Source organism: Wenyingzhuangia sp. IMCC45467, from assembly GCF_054111205.1.
On sequence record NZ_CM134196.1, the window covers coordinates 1,295,074 to 1,314,494 of the forward strand.

Sequence of the window (19,421 nt, forward strand, 5' to 3'; positions counted from 1 at the left end):
ATCTTGATTTATCCCAACCAAGCATTTAACATCCATAAAGTTTTTTCTTGCTCACTTACAAAATCACTAATCATTGAGTTTGTTCCTTCATCATCTGCTTCATCAGTAATAGACAATAACTCTCTTTCAATTTCTAGCAATTGCTTATATCCAGTAACCACTAAGTTTACAGCTTCAACATCATTGGTAATATTTTTTCCTACAACTATTTTAGAAGCCTCTAAATAATCTGTAAAAGTATGTAATGGTGTTCCTCCTAACGTTAAAATACGCTCTGCTATTTCATCAATTTTAACTTGCGAATCTGTATAATATTCTTCAAACTTAACGTGTAGTTCAAAAAAGTTTTTCCCTTTAATATTCCAATGTATACCTCTTAAATTTTGATAATGGATTTGGAAATTTGCTAATAAATTATTTAAATTTTCAATAATCTCTGTGGCACTTTTAGTTTCAATTCCTACAATTGTTTTCATTCTATATTGTTTTTTATTGTATTTCAAATCTACAGGTAATTTAGAATTTTTATCGATAATTTTAATTGATAATTTTAATATCTTTATAAATAATATCGATACATAAAACATAATTATGACGATCACACAATTAAAATACGTTTTGGCTGTTGCAAAATACCAAAACTTTACTACTGCATCTGAACACTGTTTTGTAACGCAACCTACCTTAAGTATGCAAATACATAAATTAGAGGAATCGTTAGACATTCAAATATTTAATAGAAATAAAAAACCTATTGAACTTACAGATGTTGGTAAAAAAATAGTGGCTCAAGCTAAAATTATAGTGAATGAAAGCAATAGAATTTCTGACATTGTAGACCAAGAAAAAGGATACATTGGAGGAGAATTTAGAATAGGTATTATTCCTACCATTATGCCTAGTTTATTGCCATTATTTCTTAAAAACTTTAACAAAAAATATCCTAAGGTAGAATTGGTTATTAACGAGTTAACCACTGCCGAAATTGTACAAAAACTAAATGATGGTTATTTAGATGCTGCCATTGCTGCCACTCCTTTAAACAACGAAAATATTATAGAAGCTCCTATTTATTACGAACCTTTTATTGGTTTGGTTAACAAAAACCATAGATTATACAACGAAAAACACTTAAACCCTCAAGACTTGAGTTTAGATGATTTATTGTTGTTAGAAGATGGGCATTGTTTTAAAGAAAGTGTACTAAATATTTGTAGTTCTTTAAGTCCTAATACAAAAAAACAATTTGCCTTACAAAGTGGAAGTTTTAACACCTTAATTAAACTTACCAAAGAAGGAATGGGAATGACACTTTTACCCTATTTACATTCTTTAGATTTAAACAACGAAGACAAAAGTCTAATTCGTGAGTTTCAAAAACCATATCCTGCAAGAGAAGTTAGTATGATTTATCATAAATCGGAACTAAAACTACAACTTATAAATGCTTTAAAAGATGAAATTTCTGGAGTTATTAGAGGTCTCATCGCCTTTAGTGATGTAGACATCATTAGCCCTTTAAAAGCAATTAATTAAATATTGATTATAAAAATTAATTTTTATAACTTATTACTTTATTAAATTACATATAATGCAATCTGTAACTAGGATTTTTGATTTTCCAATATATCAATTGGAAAACCTTCCATTAAAAAAAGCATTCACCACAAAATATAATGGTGAATGGGTTTCTATTTCTACACAAGAGTTTATCAACCAATACAACTTTACCTCAAAAGGATTGTTGGAATTAGGGATTGAAAAGGACGATAAAATTGCAGTAATTTCTACCAACAACAGAACTGAGTGGAATATTCTAGACATGGCAATTCTACAAACAGGAGCACAAAATGTACCAATTTATCCTACCATTTCAGCTAATGATTACGAATATGTCCTAAATCATTCTGGAGCTACCTACTGTTTTGTTTCTGATATTGATGTTTTAGAAAAAGTAAATGCCATTAAAGACAAAACATCTATAAAAGAAATTTATTCTTTTGATAAAATTGAAGGAGTTAAAAACTGGTCTGAGATTAGAGAATCTGGGGAAATTTCAGATAAAGACCAATTATTACAAGACAGAAAAAACAGCATTTCAGCTACCGATTTAGCTACTTTAATATACACTTCTGGAACCACAGGAAAACCTAAAGGCGTTATGCTAAGTCATCAAAACCTAGTGTCAAATACCGTAGATAGTTCTCCTAGAGTCCCCTTAGAAAAAGGAAAAGGAAAAGGACTGAGTTTTTTACCTATTTGTCACGTTTTTGAAAGAATGATTTTATACTTATATATGTATGAAAGTATTGAAATTTATTTTGCTGAATCTATTGAAAAAGTTAGCGATAATCTAAAAGAAATAAAACCTAATATTATGACGGGGGTTCCTCGCTTATATGAAAAAGTTTACGACAAAATATACGCTAAAGGACACGAATTATCAGGAATTAAAAAAGCTTTGTTCTTTTGGGCTGTAGATTTAGGTTTAAAATACGAACCCTTTGGTGCCAATGGATGGTTTTATGAATTTCAATTAAAAATTGCTAGAAAACTAATATTTAGTAAATGGAAAGAAGCTTTAGGAGGAAATTTAAGCACCTTAGTTTCTGGTAGTGCAGCATTGCAACCAAGACTAGCCAGAGTTTTTGCAGCTGCTGAAATGACTATTTTAGAAGGATATGGATTAACTGAAACTTCTCCTGTAATTGCTGTAAACGATATTAAAAACAAAGCCTTTAAAATAGGTACTGTAGGAAAACCTATCGACAACGTTGAGGTTAAAATTGCTGATGATGGAGAAATTTTAGTCAAAGGACCTAATGTAATGCAAGGGTATTACAAAGACCCTGAAAAAACAAGTCAAACCATTATTGATGGTTATTTTTATACTGGTGATATTGGCGAAATAGACAGTGAAGGATTCCTTAAAATTACAGACCGTAAAAAGGAAATTTTTAAAACCTCTGGAGGTAAGTATATTGTACCTACATTATTAGAAAACGATTTAAAGCAATCTAAATTTATAGAACAAATTATGGTGATTGGTGAAGGTGAAAAAATGCCTGCAGCTCTTATTCAACCTAATTTTGATTTTATGAGAGATTGGTGTAAAATTAAAAATATAGAAAACATAGAAACCAATGAAAAATTGGTTAAAAACCCGCAAGTTATCGATAGAATTCATCAAGAGATACAAATTTGCAACCAAAAATTTGGAAATTGGGAACAAATTAAAAGGTTTGAATTAACCCCCGATGAATGGAGTATTGACGGAGGTCATTTAACTCCTACAATGAAAATAAAACGAAAAATAGTGTTAGAAATTTATAAGGATTTATATCAAAAAATATATGGAGTACATTAAGCACGTTTTCCCAATTCTATGACCTCTAAATTTTTAACTTCTGCATTTACAACTTCAAAACGCAACATGGTTCTAACCTGATGAAATCCGTGTTTACCTGCTGCACCAGGATTCATGTGTAGTAATTGTAATTTAGAATCGTACTGAACTTTTAAAATATGAGAATGCCCACTAATAAATAATTTTGGTGGGTTTTCTTTTATCATTTCTTTAATTCTTACATTATACTTGTTAGGATAACCTCCAATATGTGTCATCCAAACCTCTAAACCATTTACCGAAAACTTATTATCTAAAGGAAATTCAGCCCTTGCTTCTGCTCCATCAATATTTCCATAAACTGCTCGTAAAGGTTTTAGTTTTTTTATAGCATCTGTTACTGTTATTTCTCCAATATCTCCCACATGCCAAACTTCATCAGCCAATTTTACATATTTTAAAATAGCCTCATCTAAATAACTATGCGTGTCTGATAGTAATAGTATTTTCATAATCACAAAAATCGATATTTTTATTCAATTCCATTCACTTTCTTACTTCATAGTTTGTGTTGATTGTAACCCCATAATTCAATACCTTTATACTCTAAAAAAATAATCAATTGAGGTACTTTGCAGAACTCTCTTATTTAGGTAAAAATTATCATGGATGGCAAATACAACCCAACGCTATAAGTGTACAAGAGGTTGTTCAAAAAAGTTTGTCTACACTTTTAAGAACTCCAATAGAAGTAGTAGCTGCTGGTAGAACTGATGCAGGTGTACATGCTTCTCAAATGTTTATTCATTTTGACACTAAACTTGAATTAAATGCAGAGATTTACTGCTATAAAATGAACGCTTTGTTGCCTAATGATATTGTTTTTCATGATATTTTTAAAGTAAACAAAGATGCTCACACCCGTTTTGATGCTATTAAAAGGAGTTATGAATACAAAATACTGTTAGGAAAAAGTCCTTTTACTACAGATACTGAATGGCAAATAAATCAACAATTAAATGTTGAGGCTATGAACCAAGCTGCTAAACATTTATTAGATTATACTAATTTTCAATGTTTTTCTAGATCAAAAACAGATGTAAGAACTTATAATTGCGATATTACAAGAGCTGAGTTTGTTAAAACTGATGACAAACTAGTGTTTCATATCTCTGCAGATCGTTTTTTAAGAAATATGGTACGTGCTATTGTTGGCACATTATATGCTGTTGGAATTGGCAAAATGGAACCAGCATACATAAAAGAAATTATTAACAGTAAACAAAGATCCAAAGCAGGTGCTTCTGCCCCAGCTCACGGCCTTTTTTTAACTGAAATTATATACCCTGAAAAAATTAAGAATGTCAACTAATAAAAAAATAAAAATACTCGACACCAATATTTTTGGTAGAATTATGAGTTATGCCAAAGCATACAAAGGCTTGTTTATTTTTACAAGTATCTTTTCTATTTGCTTGGCTGGTGTTTCTACACTAAGGCCTTACTTAATTATAAATGGTATAGACAAATATGTTTATACCAAAACGGAAGAAGGTTTTTTAAACTTTATTATTCTTATTGTAGTGGCTCTTGTTTTAGAGGTGCTATTACAATTATGCTTTATTTATTTAGCCAATTTATTAGGACAAAGTGTTATTAAAGACATAAGAACAAAGCTCTTTAAACATATTCTAAAATTTAACATGGCCTATCTAAACAATTCCTCTGTAGGTAAAATGGTTACAAGAGTTGTTTCCGATGTAGAAACCATTGCTCAGTTTTTTAGCCAAGGATTATTTATGATTGTAAACGATATTCTTAAAATGTTTATCCTCGCTATTGTTATGTTGGTTATCAACTGGAAATTAGCTTTAATTGCTTTTGTGGTTTTACCTATTTTAATTTATGCCACTAAAGTTTTTCAAAAAGCTATAAAAGCGGCTTTTCAAGAAGTTCGTATACAAGTATCTAACCTAAATGGTTTTGTACAAGAGCGAGTAACAGGAATGAAAATTGTACATCTTTTTAACAGAGAAGATATTGAATATCAAAAATTTCAAAACATCAATAAAAAACATAGAACCGCTCATATTAAAACAGTTTGGTATTTTTCTATTTTCTATCCTATTGCAGAAGTTTTATCATCTATTGCAGTAGGTTTAATAGTATGGTTTGGAGGTAGAGAGTTGGCTGAAAGCAACAATGTAACAGCTGGAGAAATTATTGGTTTTATTATGATGACAGAAATGTTATTTAGACCTTTAAGACAAATTGCAGATAAGTTTACAACCCTACAAATGGGAATGGTTGCTGGTGATCGTGTTTTTGAAATTATGGATACCAAAAGTCATATTGATGCTCAAGGAACTTTTAAACCTAAAAACATTAAAGGAAATATTGATTTTAAAGATGTTGTGTTTAGTTATTTAAAAGATGAAAAAATTTTAAAAGGAATTTCTTTTAATGTTAAACAAGGAGAAACCATAGCCATTGTTGGAGCAACAGGTGCAGGAAAATCAACAATAATTAATTTAATCAACCGTTTTTACGATATTGATAGTGGAAGTATTTTAGTTGATGGAACGCCTATAAAAGATTACGATTTAAACTTTTTAAGGAATGAAATAGCCATTGTTTTACAAGATGTTTTCTTATTTTCCGACAGCATTAAAAACAACATCAGCTTACAAAAAGAAGAAATTACATTAGCAGAAATTAAAAGTGCCGCCAAACAAATTGGAATTGATGGTTTTGTAGAAAGTTTGCCTGGAGGGTTTGAATACAACGTTAAAGAACGTGGAGTCATGTTGTCTTCTGGACAAAGACAATTAATTGCTTTTTTAAGAGCCTATGTGTCTAATCCAAGCATTTTAATTTTAGATGAAGCAACCTCTTCTATTGATTCACATTCAGAACAAATGATACAATTTGCTATTGATAAAATTACACAAGATAGAACCAGTATTGTTATTGCTCATAGATTAGCAACCGTAAAAAATGCTGATAGAATTATAGTACTAGATCAAGGACATATTGTAGAAGAAGGAACACATCAGGAATTACTAAACACAACTGATGGTTATTATAAAAATTTATACGACAAACAATTCGCTAACCAACAAATTGCCTCTTAAATGAAAAAGATTTATCAAACGGTAAACGCTCCTGCTCCAGTAGGTCCTTATAACCAAGCAGTGGCTATTAACGGAACTTTATTTGTTTCTGGACAAATTGCTATCCATCCTAAAACAGGAAATTTTGAAACTCAAAATATTGAAGTAGAAACACATCAAGTAATGAAAAATATTAAAGCAATATTATCAGAAGCTGGAATTACATTTGAAAATGTAGCAAAAGCTTCTATTTTTTTAGCTAATATGGATGATTTTGCTGCTGTAAATAAAGTATACGCTACTTATTTTAATGAAATCACAGCTCCTGCAAGAGAATGTGTAGAAGTGTCTAGATTACCTAAAAACGTGTCAGTAGAAATATCTGTCATTGCTCATCTTTAACATCTGTCGTTATGATTCGTAAACTCTTTAAATTTACTTTTTTTATAATCTTTTTAGGGACTTTAGGAATTATTAGCTTTATAGGCTTGGTTTATATTGGTGCCTTTGGTCCTATTGCAAATAACAAAGAGTTAACCGAAATTAAACAAGCACAAGCTAGTGTTGTTTATAGTGCTGATGATAAAATTATTGGACGTTTTTTTCACACCAATAGAACCAATGTAGCCTATAAAAAACTACCTCAACACTTAATCAACGCATTAATTGCTACCGAAGATGCTCGTTTTTACGAGCATAATGGTATTGATAAAATTGCCATGCTTAGGGTTTTGTTTAAAACCATTTTATTAGGAAATGCTTCTTCTGGTGGAGGTAGTACTATTTCGCAACAATTGGCTAAAAACTTGTTTTCAAGAAAAGATTTCGGAATACTTTCTATGCCCGTAAACAAGACTAAAGAAGCTATTTTAGCAAATAGATTAGAATCTATTTACACCAAACAAGAAATTCTATCTCTTTACTTTAATACCGTGCCTTTTGGAGAAGGTGTTTACGGAATTGAATCTGCTGCCCAACGTTATTTTTCAGTTCCAGTAAATAAACTAACCTTAGAACAATCTGCTATTTTGGTTGGAATGTTAAAAGCCAATAGCTATTACAATCCTAGACAACATCCAGATCACGCTTTTAAAAGAAGAAATACTGTTTTGTTTCAAATGAAAAAAGCTGGTTTTTTAAGTGATGATGAATATTTAGAAAAAAGTAAAGATTCAGTATATATTCAATATCAAAACTTAGTGATAGAAAATCCAAATGGATATTTTTTAAAACAAGTAAAAAACAATGCTGAAGAAATTTTAAAAGATTTTGAAAAAGAAGATGGTAGTAATTGGCAAATAGAAAATGATGGATTGATTATTGAAACAACTCTTGTTTCTTCTTTACAAAAAAACGCCTTAGAAGCTCGAAAAACCCATTTAATAAAGCTTCAAAAAGCTATGGATACCTATTGGAATATCCTTAAACACAAACAGAACATTCAAAACATTATTAGCAAAGAATGGCAACAAACTAGAACTTACAAAAGATTAAAAAACGCTGGAATAAGTGAAAAATCTATTAAGGACAATAGTAAAATCAAACAAAAAAGACTTGTATTTAACTGGGAAGATAAAAACAACAATTATTCGCAATTAGATTCTATTAGTCATTATTTAAAAATGATTAACGCAGCTATTTATGGAGTTAATACGCACTCAGGCGCTGTACAAATATATGTGGGGGGAAATAATTTTGAATTTTTACCATACAACTTAATTACCAGTGAAAGACAAGTAGCCTCTACCTTTAAACCAATTATTTACACAGCCGCATTAGAAAACGGACAGCAACCATGTGATTGGATAAATAACGAAGTAAAAACTTATACCGATTATGATGATTGGAAACCTGAAAATTACGATCATTCCGATGGAGGATACTACACTATGGTGGGAGCTTTAGCCAAAAGTGTAAACGTACCTACAGTTGCTACCTATTTTGATGTTGGAGCAGATAAATTACAAAAAACAGCCAATGCATTAGGTTTAGACAAAGAATTAAAAAGAGTTCCATCTACCGCTTTAGGAACTACTAATTATTCTTTACAAAATATTGTTCATGCCTATATTCCATTTGCCACAAGGGGGTATAGAGTAGCTCCGTACTACATTACTGCCATAAAAGATAATAAAGGGAATATTATATACCAACATCAAGAAAATACCGATAAAAAAGAACCTGTATTAGATGTAAAAACAATGGAAACCATGCAACTTTTATTAAAAGGTGTAGTAGACAAAGGAACAGCTGTAAGACTCAAGTCTCAATATGGAGCTAAAGGAGATTGGGGAGGAAAAACAGGAACTTCTCAAGATTACAGTGACTCTTGGTTTATTGGTTTTAATAGCAATATTATTATTGGAACTTGGGTAGGGTGTAAATACCCTACAATTCATTTACCTTCTAGAATTGGAGGTGGTTCTGTAGCAGCCTTGCCTATTGTTGGACAAATAATTGGGAAAAATTATGAAGATAAAAACATTCAAAAAGATCTATCTGCTGGTTTTCCTAAATTTGATGAAAAGATTTTAAGTAGTTGTGATTGTGAATTTTTTAGAGAAGAAAATACTTTTGAAAAAATATTTGATCTCTTCGATAAAAAGAAAAAAAAGAAAGGGAACTTTTTTACTAGACTTTTTGGTGGTAAAAAAGAGGAAGATAAAGATAGTATTGAATAATAAAAAAGCTCAGTTTAAAACTGAGCTTTTTTATTATACTGATTTTATTAATAAACCTGCTGTAGCTGGATTGGTTGCCAAAGGTACATTGTACACATCGCACAAACGCATTAACATAAAAATATCTGGTTCATGAGGATGCTTTTCTAAAGGATCTCTAAAGAAAATTACCATTCCTGTTTTTCCTTCTGCAACCCTTGCTGCAATTTGAGCATCACCGCCTAAGGGTCCAGACAAATATTTATGCACATTTAAACCAGCAGCTTCTACTTTAGAACCTGTAGTTCCTGTTGATATTAAACTAATTCCTTTTGCTTTTAACAATTCTTTATGTTCCATTAAAAACTGAACCATATCAGCTTTTTTTCCGTCATGAGCTATAATTGCTATTTCCATAATTCTATATTTATACTTGCAATATATCAATTTCTATAAAAAGAAACCTCTATTAATTATTAGTGATAAAACTGTTTTCAATCTATTTATAAAAAAACCTCGATTCTAAATAAGAAACGAGGCTTTTTTATAATGTATATCTAATTCTTATAAAGAAGCAGAATATTCAATTAAGTCAACAATCTTAGTAGAGTAACCAATTTCGTTATCGTACCAAGATACGATTTTCACGAAGTTGTCATTTAAAGCAATACCTGCTGATGCATCAAATACAGAAGTACGAGTATCACCTACGAAATCTTGAGAAACTACTGCATCTTCAGTGTATCCTAAAACTCCAGCCATATCTCCTTCAGAAGCAGCTTTCATTGCAGCACAAATTTCAGCATAAGTTGCAGGCTTTTCTAACTTTACAGTTAAATCAACAACAGAAACATCCATAGTAGGAACACGGAATGCCATACCTGTTAATTTTCCGTTTAATGCAGGAATTACTTTCCCTACAGCTTTAGCAGCTCCAGTAGAAGAAGGAATAATGTTGTGAATTGCAGAACGTCCACCTCTCCAGTCTTTCATAGAAGGACCATCAACAGTTTTTTGAGTTGCAGTTGCAGCGTGTACAGTTGTCATTAACCCTTCAGAAATTCCCCAGTTATCGTTTAATACCTTAGCGATAGGAGATAAACAGTTAGTAGTACAAGATGCGTTAGAGAAAATAGTCTCGTCAGCTTTTAACTCAGTATTGTTAACTCCCATTACAAACATAGGTGCATCTGGAGATGGTGCTGATAATACAACTTTTTTGGCTCCTGCATCTAAGTGACCTTGTGCTTTTTCTTTAGTTAAAAAGAATCCTGTAGATTCGATTACATAATCAGCTCCAATTTCATCCCACTTTAAGTCAGCTGGATTACGCTCAGCAGTAATTCTGATTGTGTTTCCGTTAACCACTAAAGCACCATCAACAACCTCTACAGTTCCTTTAAATTCACCGTGAACTGAATCGTACTTTAACATATATGCTAAATATTCAACATCTAACAAATCGTTGATACCAACAACTTGTACGTTTTCTCTTGCTACTGCAGATCTGAATGCAAATCTACCAATTCTTCCAAATCCGTTAATTCCGATTTTTACCATGATAATTTAATTATATTTAATTAATTTGTTTTTTCTTTTTTTTTAGATACTTAAAATATCTGCCACTCTTAACAAGTTCATGTTTATGTCGTGGTGTAATTTTACTGCTTTTTCTAAGTTAATTGATGTAATTTCATTGTTGTTAATTCCCACCATTAAATTAGATTGTCCTGCCAATAGCAAATCTACAGCTTTAACCCCTAATCTACCAGCTAAAACTCTATCAAAACAAGTTGGAGAACCTCCTCTTTGCATGTGACCTAATACAGATACACGTACATCGTATTCTGGCATATTTTTCTCAACATAGTCTTTTAATTCAAAAACTCCTTTTCCTGTTTTATCACCTTCGGCAACAACAACAATGCTTGATGTTTTTCCTGATTTTTTACTATTTTCTAGAGATTCAACCAATCTTTCAATTCCTAAGTTTTCTTCTGGAATTAAAATTTCTTCAGCACCAGCTCCAATTCCTGCATTTAAAGCAATAAATCCAGCATCACGTCCCATTACTTCAACAAAGAACAATCTATTGTGTGATGATGCAGTATCTCTAATTTTATCTATTGCTTCTACTACTGTATTTAAAGCAGTGTCATATCCTAGTGTAAATTGAGTTCCGTATATATCATTATCAATAGTACCTGGTATTCCAATAACAGGCACTTTATATTCTTTATTAAAAACCATTCCTCCAGTAAAAGAACCGTCTCCTCCAATAACAATTAAAGCATCTAATCCGTTTGCTTTAAAATTTTTGTAAGCCTTTTCTCTACCCTCTGGAGTCATAAACTCTTTTGAACGTGCTGTTTGTAAAAAAGTTCCTCCTCTACTTATTGTATTTCTAACACTTCTAGAGTCTAGCGGAATTAATTCATTATCAATCAATCCTTGATAACCTCTTAAAATCCCCATGCACTCTATATTATTAAATACACAAGCTCTTACAACAGCTCTTACCGCAGCATTCATACCTGGAGCATCTCCTCCAGAAGTCATTACGGCTATCTTATTTACTTTAGCATTCATATTGTCAGTTTTATAATGTATAAAATTAGTAATAATTAGGGCTTGATATAAATTGCGCTAATATAAATACGAAAACGATATAGACCATTTTAGTATGTTTTAAAAATAAAAAAGTCTGTATTGTTACTAGCTATCTTATGTTAAAAAATTATGATTCTTGTGCCCAAAGATACTTAGGATACACTCCTCTTTGTTTTAATTCTGTAATGGCTTTTGTAACCACAGGTTTGTCTTCAGCATAAGTAACTCCATACCATTTAGCATCTGATGTTAATACTTTTACAACACCTTTATTGGCATGTATTACATTACTCACTACTGTTGGAATAAAAAATTCACTTTTTAACTCAGCAGACCTCTCTTTCATAAAACATTGAAAGTCTTGCTCAAGTACTTCTAAAAACTTAGGAGTAAAGCCCCAAAAATTCATAGAAACAATAGTATCATTCTCCATGCTTACTAAATTACCTTCGCTGTCCTTTCTTAAAATTTCATCTTCTATTTTTTCTATATGAGTTCTTTCTATTACATCTGTTAGTTCATGATTGTCATTAACATAACATTGTCCTCTAGAAACATAACCATTGTCTGATATTGTTTTGTCTAAACTATAACCAACCATACACATATCATAAGACTCTTTATCTAATTTAGATAACTCTCCAATAATACTGTTAAAAGCTTCTTTACTATAAAAATCATCACCATTAATTACTATGAAATTATCTTTCACAACCTCTTTAGTCATTAATAAAGCATGTCCTGTTCCCCAAGGTTTGGTTCTTTCTGGGTGAATAGGGTACCCTGAAGGAACTTTATCTATTTCTTGACAAACATATGCTACCTCTATTTTACCAGCTAATTTTTTATCAAAAATACTTTTAAATTGATCTATAAAATCTTCTCTAACAATAAATACTACTTTTGTAAATCCTGCTTGAATAGCATCATATATAGAAAAGTCTATAATTGTATCTCCTTCATCAGACATGGTGTCCATTTGCTTTAATCCTCCGTAGCGACTTCCCATTCCGGCAGCCAATACGACTAAAGTATATGTATTCATTTTTATTAATTGAGTTTTATTAGGGCGTTAAAAGTATGGTTTTTATAGTAAATCTGGCAGTATATAGAACAATTTATCGTCTGTAATTTCAAATTCTTCTTTCTGCTCTACTTTTTTTTCCTTCTTTTTTTTAAGCCCAATTTTCTGTAGCATTTCGGTTAAATTATTAAAATCTATTTGATAACTTAATCCCAAACCTTGTGTATACCCTTGTTCTTCTTCTGAATATTGAATCTCATTTTGTCTATTAAAAACTGAAGAACGTAAAGAACCATCTTTATTTATTAAAAATTCTATTTTTACTTCTCCCACAACTGCTGTTTGCGTTTTAGCTCCTACTGGCACTCCTAATTTTCCGTTAATTAAGACTCTTTCATTTATTTCTGTAGCTACTCCTATATCAATTTGATCATCAATGGCTAAATCTTCTACATTAGAGGTTTCTCCTGAAGTATATCCAAAATTAATATGAAACTTGTCTTCATCTTTGTTAAAGATTTCTGTTACTGCACTGGAAATAATTTCAGAAGTAGTATTTGTAATTACGGAACTTGTATTGTTGATGTTATTTTCATCGTAAAAATTCTTGGTTACCAATAAAGAAAAGAATTGTCTCATCTTAGAATTTTCATCAATATTTAATTTAAAATCTAACTCCGATGAAACTGTTGAACTTGCATTTGGAATTGTGATGAAAAATTCTTGTTTAGAATTGAATAATTCTCCTGTAACCTTGGTAATTAAATCAACATCAATTTTTCTATTTACTGTTAAACTTTCTAAAAGAACTTTTGGATTGGCTTTTACGTAATGAATGGCTTCTATATTTAATTCTGCCTTGTATGGATCTCCACTCCAAGAAACTGTTCCTCCTTTTTTTACAGAAAAGGGTTTGTTAATAATGCCTCCATATCTAAAATTATAAAAACCTTCATCTACCACTAAATCACCATACATTCTTATATTAAAAAGTTTATCAATATCTATCAATAGTCTTCCATCTGTTCTTCCTTGCAAAGAGCTTCCTGATGTTTGATCTATTACTACTTCTCCTAAAGCATCTTTGGTAATATCTAAGTTTAAGGTAACTGTAATTCCTCCTATAGTTCCTGTATTTACTTCTCTTGAATCATCATCTGTTTCAGATTCTTTAAAATAGATAAACCTGTTATTCTCTGCTTCTTTTATATCGCTAATGGGTAATACAAATTTTGTATTAGGTAAAGTAGTACCTGTTACATTAATAGCAAGATCTGTTGTTGGTCCTTTTATACTAGCGGTTCCTTGCATAAAAGCGGTTCCATAATATTTAGAATCTTCTTGTTGCGTGGTATTTAAAACCAATAAATTACGACTGTCTAACTCTAAATCTAAATCCCAATTATTATACTTATCGTAATTTATTTCTCCTGTTAAATTACCATCTGTATTATAAACAGCATCCTTTAAGGCTATATTGTTAAACACAAACTGTTTCTTTTTGATCTCAATTTTTGTATCTCCAACAAAATTATAATCTACATTAAGATATGGAAATTTTAATCCCGCATCTTTTAATTCTATGGTTCCATAACTATTAAAATCATTTAAACTTCCTGAAACAGTAAAGCTTCCTTTTGCTTTTCCTCTTATGGCCGATAACACATTTCTTCCCAAAGGACTTAATGACCCCAGCCTTAAATTATTTAAAACAACTTTTAAATCTATTTTAGAATCTGCAAAATTACTTTCATCAACCAGTATTTCACCATGAGCATCTATGTTTTGAGTATCTTGATTGCTAATATTAAAATCTACATTATAACCTAATTCTTTTTCATTAGGTTCAATACTAGTAACCATATTTCCATAGTCAATTCCATTAATTTTTAGCTTTTCTACTTTTAAAGATCCATTAGGTTTTAACAATGTGTTTTTTTCTTTAAAAAAGACTTCTCCACTAGCAATTCCTCCTACACTTAAACTATCTACTCCTGGTAAAACTTCTTCTAACTTTATGTTTTTTAAGGCTAATTTTAAGTTTTTAGATCGATCTCTTTTTATACTTCCATCAAACTCAAATTCTTGTTTACCATTGGCAAAAGAAATTTCATAAAAGTCCCAATCTCCTGTTTCGTAATTATAAAATATTTTATTCCTTTTACCCTCTAAGTTTGCCCATACAGATTTTAAATATTTAAAGTATACACTTTCAATTCCTAAAGAAACTTGCTTGTTTTCTGTTGTTAAATAAAAAATAGCTCGGTTGTTAATTTTATCACTTTGAAAATTAGACCTTACAAACAGCGTATCATTTACCTTTTTTCCTAACAGAGATAAATCTTCGTAAATCTGCTTTTTAAATTTAAATTGCTGAATAGAAATATTAGAGTTTATCCATTGATTAGAGTTGTCTAATATAACTTCTAAACTATCAACTTTTAAGTCTTTAGAACTAATACTTGGTACCTTTGCATAAATGGCACCTTTATCTCCTTTAGCATCTAAAACTCCGGACATGGTTAAATTATTATCTAACCAAAATTGATCTGTAAATACCTTTACAATGGTTGGATATACTTGCATTTTAAAGGCTAATGTTTGATTAGCAATTTCTGACCTTATTTGCGTTCCTGGAATAAATTTATAAAGAGCATTTTCGAACAAAATTTTTAAATCCTCTAAATTAAATTCTCCCTCTCCTTCTAGACTTAAAATGTCTTTAGAGTCTATGAGAATGTTTTTGTTTTTTCCTTTAGACTGCATAGAGACTTTCATTTCACTTAAATCTAAAGAATCTTTTGGAGTCTCTATATGCAATCCCCAAACCAAACCATCTAAAGAAAACTCATTAGGTTTATTAATTAATTTAATTTTTCCTGAACCGGTTATGTTTTTTTGATAATAACTTTCATCCTTAAAAATCTTATCTACTTTAGCTTTTTCTACTTGTAGATCTAGATTGTACTCTTTTGTATTCTCTATTTTTGATTGTGTGATTTTAGTTGTAAATGTTAACAAAGTGTCTTTTGATTCAAAATCTGCAATAAAGGAATTTTTATCTACATGAAAATCTATGTTAGATTTAGATAGTTTTACTTTTTTGTATTGAAGATTTTTAAATTCTAAATTTGCATTCACATTTAAATTCTCCTTGCTAATATTTCCTTTTGCTGATCCTTTAAAACGAATATTTTTTAAACCTTCTACTTGATTAATTTTTGGAGTAAAACCATCAGAAATGAACACTTCTAACTGTTTATCTTTCGTGTTTAACTGATTGATAAAACCATCAAAAGTTACATTACCTATATTGGTTTTTACTTCTCCTTTTACTATTAATTTTTCTAGACTAACCTCTAAATCTCCTAAATAATTTACTTTTTTTATGCCAATATAATCTTCTGGCAAACTTTTATTATAAGGATTTGGCACTATATTTTTTAACAAATCAGTTTCTAAATCAACTCTTCCATTTTTTATTCTAAACCTTAAATCTTCTCTATTTTTTATGCTGTTTTTTAAGTATAAATCACCTTCTATAACCAAAGACTTGTCACTAGTAACCATTGTGGTATTGGTGAGTCTTAAATTATTTAAAGTTCCTTGTACTTTAGAACTAACATCTATTTTTTGATGATAATTAAAATGAGGATATATTTTATCAATGTCTTTTAAAGATACCTGACCTTGATGAATTTGTCCCTTTAAATTTACCTTTTGCACAAAATCTGAAAAATCTGATTTATCATAATTAAAAACCACTCCTAAAAAAACATCAGAATTTTCAGTAAGTATATGAGTATTTTCAAAACTCATTTTAGACAAAGTATATTTAAAATCTGTCTCTAATTTTTGATATTGAATATTATAAACATCTTTAAAACTTAATGAATCTGTTAACACCTCAATTTCAGGTCCAACAATATTTAATAATTTTAAATGTCCTGAAACATTATTAAAATCTACCACATAATTGTTGTTCTTTGTTAAAGAGTATCCCAAATTAGTGGTAAGCACCTCATTAAACCTTAACTCTAATGGCTTAGATGTTTTTTTTCCTTTGGCAAACTTTGAAGAGAAAACACTTAAACTACCCGATTCTTCTCCTGGATAAATAATATCATTTACTCCTCCATTGGTTACCTCAACATCAGCAAAAGATAAAACTTTGTTTTTTAAATTGTGTAAATCAACCAAACGCCCTTTCGCATCTTGTGCATAAATAAGGGTATCTTGATGATGGTCTTTAATTAGTACATTATGAATTGTAAATTCACCAAAAGGATTTATTTTGATGGCATCTACCTGAAAAGAAACATCGTATTGTTCTTTTAACATTTTAAAAATACGTTCGGTAATTAGCAATTGTGTTTTACCAAATTGCAAGCAAATAACCAGCAAAAGTAGTAGTGCAACTACTGCTAGTAAAAATCGACCAAGTATTTTTATTATTGTTTTTATAAACGCTAAATTTGTGCCACTAAATTAGTTAATTTAACTGTAATTATGCCTGATAAAACCTACATCTTAGCAATAGAATCTTCTTGTGATGACACCAGTGCTTCTGTAATATGTAACGAACAGATTCTTTCTAATATTGTAGCCAATCAAGAAGTACATTCAAAATATGGCGGAGTAGTACCTGAATTAGCATCAAGAGCACATCAACAAAATATTTTACCAGTAGTAGAAACAGCTTTAAAAGAAGCTAATATAACCAAAGAAGATTTAAACGCTATTGCTTTTACACAAGGACCAGGCTTAATGGGATCTTTGTTAGTAGGAACTTCTTTTGGAAAATCTATGGCTTTGGCTTTAAGCATTCCTTTACTAGCTATTAACCATATGCAAGCTCATATTTTAGCACATTTTATTGATGATGCCAACGAACAAAAACCCACTTTTCCTTTTTTGTGCTTAACCATTAGTGGTGGACATACTCAAATTGTTAAAATAAACGATTATTTTGACATGGAAGTTTTAGGTGAAACCATTGATGATGCTGTAGGTGAAGCTTATGACAAAACTGCCAAAATTTTAGGTTTGCCTTACCCTGGGGGGCCTTTAATTGATAAATACGCTCAAACAGGTGAAGCTGTATACTCTTTTTCTAAACCCAAAGTAAAAGAACATCATTTTAGTTTTAGTGGTTTAAAAACAGGGATTTTATATTTTATACAAAAACAAGTAAAAGAGAACCCTAAATTTATTGAAGAGAATTTACATAATATTTGTGCGAGTGTACAAAACACGATTGCAGAAATTTTAATGGATAAAATAAAAAAAGTAGTAAAAGAAACTGGAATTAAACAAGTAGCTATTGCTGGAGGAGTTTCTGCAAATTCAGAAATTAGAAAACGTCTTAAAGATGCTCAAAAACATTTTGGGTGGACTGCTTATATTCCAAAATTTGAATACACCACAGACAACGCTGCTATGATTGCTGTAACTGCTTATCAAAAATTTAAACTAGGATTGTTTGATGACCAAAGTACAACAGCCAATCCTAGATTAAAAGTAAATTCTTAATAAATTATAATTTATAGGTAATTGCATTGATGTTCATTCCAGCTCCTACTGAAGCAAAAATAACCACATCATCTTTTGAAATTGAATGATTTTTAATTTCATTTTTTAAAACCATATCATACAAAATAGGAACAGTAGCCACTGAGTTATTTCCTAATTTTTGAATGGACATTGGCATTACATTTTTCTTAACTGGCCTTCTGTATAAACGATATAATCTTTTTACAATGGCCTCATCCATTTTTTCATTCGCTTGATGTAAGAATACTTGACTGATATCATCAATATCTAAATTTCGTTTGTCCATAGCTACTTTTATAGCAGCAGGTACATTTACCAAAGCAAATTCATATATTTTACGACCTAACATTTTTATGTAATGAATGTCTTGATCCTGATCTTTATTATAAGTAGATCCAGAGTATAAATATCCTGCTTCTTCTATAGCATAAGTTTGAGCAGCTGTACTTAAAATTCCTCTTTCTTTATCTTCTTCCTTTAATTCAATAATTGTTGCTCCTGCTCCATCAGAAAAAATCATACTATCTCTATCATTATGATCTACTACTCTAGATAAAGTTTCTGCTCCAATAATCAATGCTTTTTTAGCTTCTCCTGCTTTGATAGCTTGGTTGGCTTGAATCATTGCTTGTACCCAACCTGGACAGCCAAATAAAATATCATAAGCTACACAATTAGGATTGACAATTCCTAAATTACTTTTTACTCTGGTAGCAATGCTAGGCAACATATCTCCCTGAATACTTCCTTTTTTTACGTCTCCAAAATTATGAGCTACAATAATTAAATCTAACTCTTCTTTATTGATGTTAGCTGCTTGAATAGCTTTTAAAGAAGCTTCTGAAGCTAAGTCAGACGTGTTAATGTTATCCTCTGCATATCTCCTTTCTTCAATTCCTGTAATTGCTTGAAACTTTTCTATTATTTCTCCATTTTCTTTTTCAAACAAAGTTCCATCTTCATTTAAAAAAACATGGTTATTAAAATCGTTATTCTTTACTATTTTATTAGGAATTGCACTACCTGTACCGGTAATGACTACATTTTTATACATACGCTATTAATATCAAAAACCAGTGTTATAAAATAACACTGGCTCAAATGTAAATATATTT

Annotated in this window: 15 protein-coding genes; 7 read left to right on the top strand and 8 right to left on the bottom strand. The window is 30.4% G+C overall.

The window, feature by feature from the left end; translation table 11 throughout:
• Positions 1-8: 8 nt before the first annotated feature.
• Positions 9-476: a Dps family protein gene (locus ACXGQT_RS05520; RefSeq protein WP_457830406.1), complete on the bottom strand. Its 468-nt coding sequence runs from the start codon at positions 474-476 to the stop codon at positions 9-11.
• A gap of 115 nt (positions 477-591) precedes the next feature.
• Here ACXGQT_RS05520 and ACXGQT_RS05525 point away from each other — a divergent pair, with 115 nt between their 5' ends.
• The gene (locus ACXGQT_RS05525) at positions 592-1,536 is read left to right on the top strand and encodes a hydrogen peroxide-inducible genes activator (RefSeq protein ID WP_457830407.1); all 945 of its coding nucleotides are present in this window, start codon (positions 592-594) and stop codon (positions 1,534-1,536) included.
• Positions 1,537-1,591: 55 nt separating this feature from the next.
• Complete coding sequence (locus ACXGQT_RS05530; RefSeq protein ID WP_457830408.1) at positions 1,592-3,367, top strand: AMP-dependent synthetase/ligase; 1,776 nt, start codon at positions 1,592-1,594, stop codon at positions 3,365-3,367.
• Here ACXGQT_RS05530 and ACXGQT_RS05535 read toward each other — a convergent pair.
• Complete coding sequence (locus ACXGQT_RS05535; protein WP_457830801.1) at positions 3,364-3,861, bottom strand: metallophosphoesterase family protein; 498 nt, start codon at positions 3,859-3,861, stop codon at positions 3,364-3,366. The genes ACXGQT_RS05530 and ACXGQT_RS05535 overlap by 4 nt on opposite strands.
• Positions 3,862-3,968: 107 nt before the next feature.
• Between ACXGQT_RS05535 and truA the strand changes: the two genes are divergently transcribed.
• Genes truA through ACXGQT_RS05555 form a run of 4 tightly spaced genes read left to right on the top strand, consistent with a single transcriptional unit; the run spans position 3,969 to position 9,140 of the window.
• Positions 3,969-4,718 (top strand): tRNA pseudouridine(38-40) synthase TruA, encoded by a 750-nt coding sequence (gene truA, locus ACXGQT_RS05540; protein ID WP_457830409.1) that lies wholly within the window; start codon positions 3,969-3,971, stop codon positions 4,716-4,718.
• On the top strand, positions 4,708-6,480 hold the full coding sequence (locus ACXGQT_RS05545; protein ID WP_457830410.1) for an ABC transporter ATP-binding protein: 1,773 nt from the start codon (positions 4,708-4,710) through the stop codon (positions 6,478-6,480). Before truA ends, ACXGQT_RS05545 begins: the two co-directional genes overlap by 11 nt.
• Positions 6,481-6,861, top strand: coding sequence for a Rid family detoxifying hydrolase (locus tag ACXGQT_RS05550; RefSeq protein WP_457830411.1), 381 nt, complete (start codon positions 6,481-6,483; stop codon positions 6,859-6,861). It begins immediately after the preceding gene.
• 11 nt (positions 6,862-6,872) lie between these two features.
• Positions 6,873-9,140 (top strand): transglycosylase domain-containing protein, encoded by a 2,268-nt coding sequence (locus tag ACXGQT_RS05555; RefSeq protein ID WP_457830412.1) that lies wholly within the window; start codon positions 6,873-6,875, stop codon positions 9,138-9,140.
• 33 nt (positions 9,141-9,173) lie between these two features.
• On the opposite strand, the gene ACXGQT_RS05560 is transcribed toward ACXGQT_RS05555, so the two are convergent.
• The 5 genes from ACXGQT_RS05560 to ACXGQT_RS05580 all read right to left on the bottom strand — a co-directional run bounded on the left by ACXGQT_RS05560 (position 9,174) and on the right by ACXGQT_RS05580 (position 17,094).
• Positions 9,174-9,536: a methylglyoxal synthase gene (locus tag ACXGQT_RS05560; RefSeq protein WP_457830413.1), complete on the bottom strand. Its 363-nt coding sequence runs from the start codon at positions 9,534-9,536 to the stop codon at positions 9,174-9,176.
• 147 nt (positions 9,537-9,683) lie between these two features.
• The gene (gene gap / locus ACXGQT_RS05565; protein WP_457830414.1) at positions 9,684-10,679 is read right to left on the bottom strand and encodes a type I glyceraldehyde-3-phosphate dehydrogenase; all 996 of its coding nucleotides are present in this window, start codon (positions 10,677-10,679) and stop codon (positions 9,684-9,686) included.
• Positions 10,680-10,721: 42 nt separating this feature from the next.
• Positions 10,722-11,708, bottom strand: a complete 987-nt coding sequence (gene pfkA / locus ACXGQT_RS05570) for a 6-phosphofructokinase (protein ID WP_457830415.1) — start codon at positions 11,706-11,708, stop codon at positions 10,722-10,724.
• A gap of 148 nt (positions 11,709-11,856) precedes the next feature.
• Positions 11,857-12,774, bottom strand: a complete 918-nt coding sequence (locus ACXGQT_RS05575; RefSeq protein ID WP_457830416.1) for a sugar phosphate nucleotidyltransferase — start codon at positions 12,772-12,774, stop codon at positions 11,857-11,859.
• A gap of 42 nt (positions 12,775-12,816) precedes the next feature.
• Entirely contained in the window at positions 12,817-17,094 is a 4,278-nt protein-coding gene (locus ACXGQT_RS05580) for a translocation/assembly module TamB domain-containing protein (RefSeq protein WP_457830417.1), read from the bottom strand.
• Between the two features lie 168 nt (positions 17,095-17,262).
• Between ACXGQT_RS05580 and tsaD the strand changes: the two genes are divergently transcribed.
• Entirely contained in the window at positions 17,263-18,285 is a 1,023-nt protein-coding gene (gene tsaD / locus ACXGQT_RS05585) for a tRNA (adenosine(37)-N6)-threonylcarbamoyltransferase complex transferase subunit TsaD (protein WP_457830418.1), read from the top strand.
• A gap of 4 nt (positions 18,286-18,289) precedes the next feature.
• On the opposite strand, the gene ACXGQT_RS05590 is transcribed toward tsaD, so the two are convergent.
• A complete protein-coding gene (locus ACXGQT_RS05590) occupies positions 18,290-19,360 on the bottom strand; it encodes a 3-oxoacyl-ACP synthase III family protein (protein WP_457830419.1) in 1,071 nt (356 codons plus the stop codon).
• Positions 19,361-19,421 lie beyond the last annotated feature (61 nt).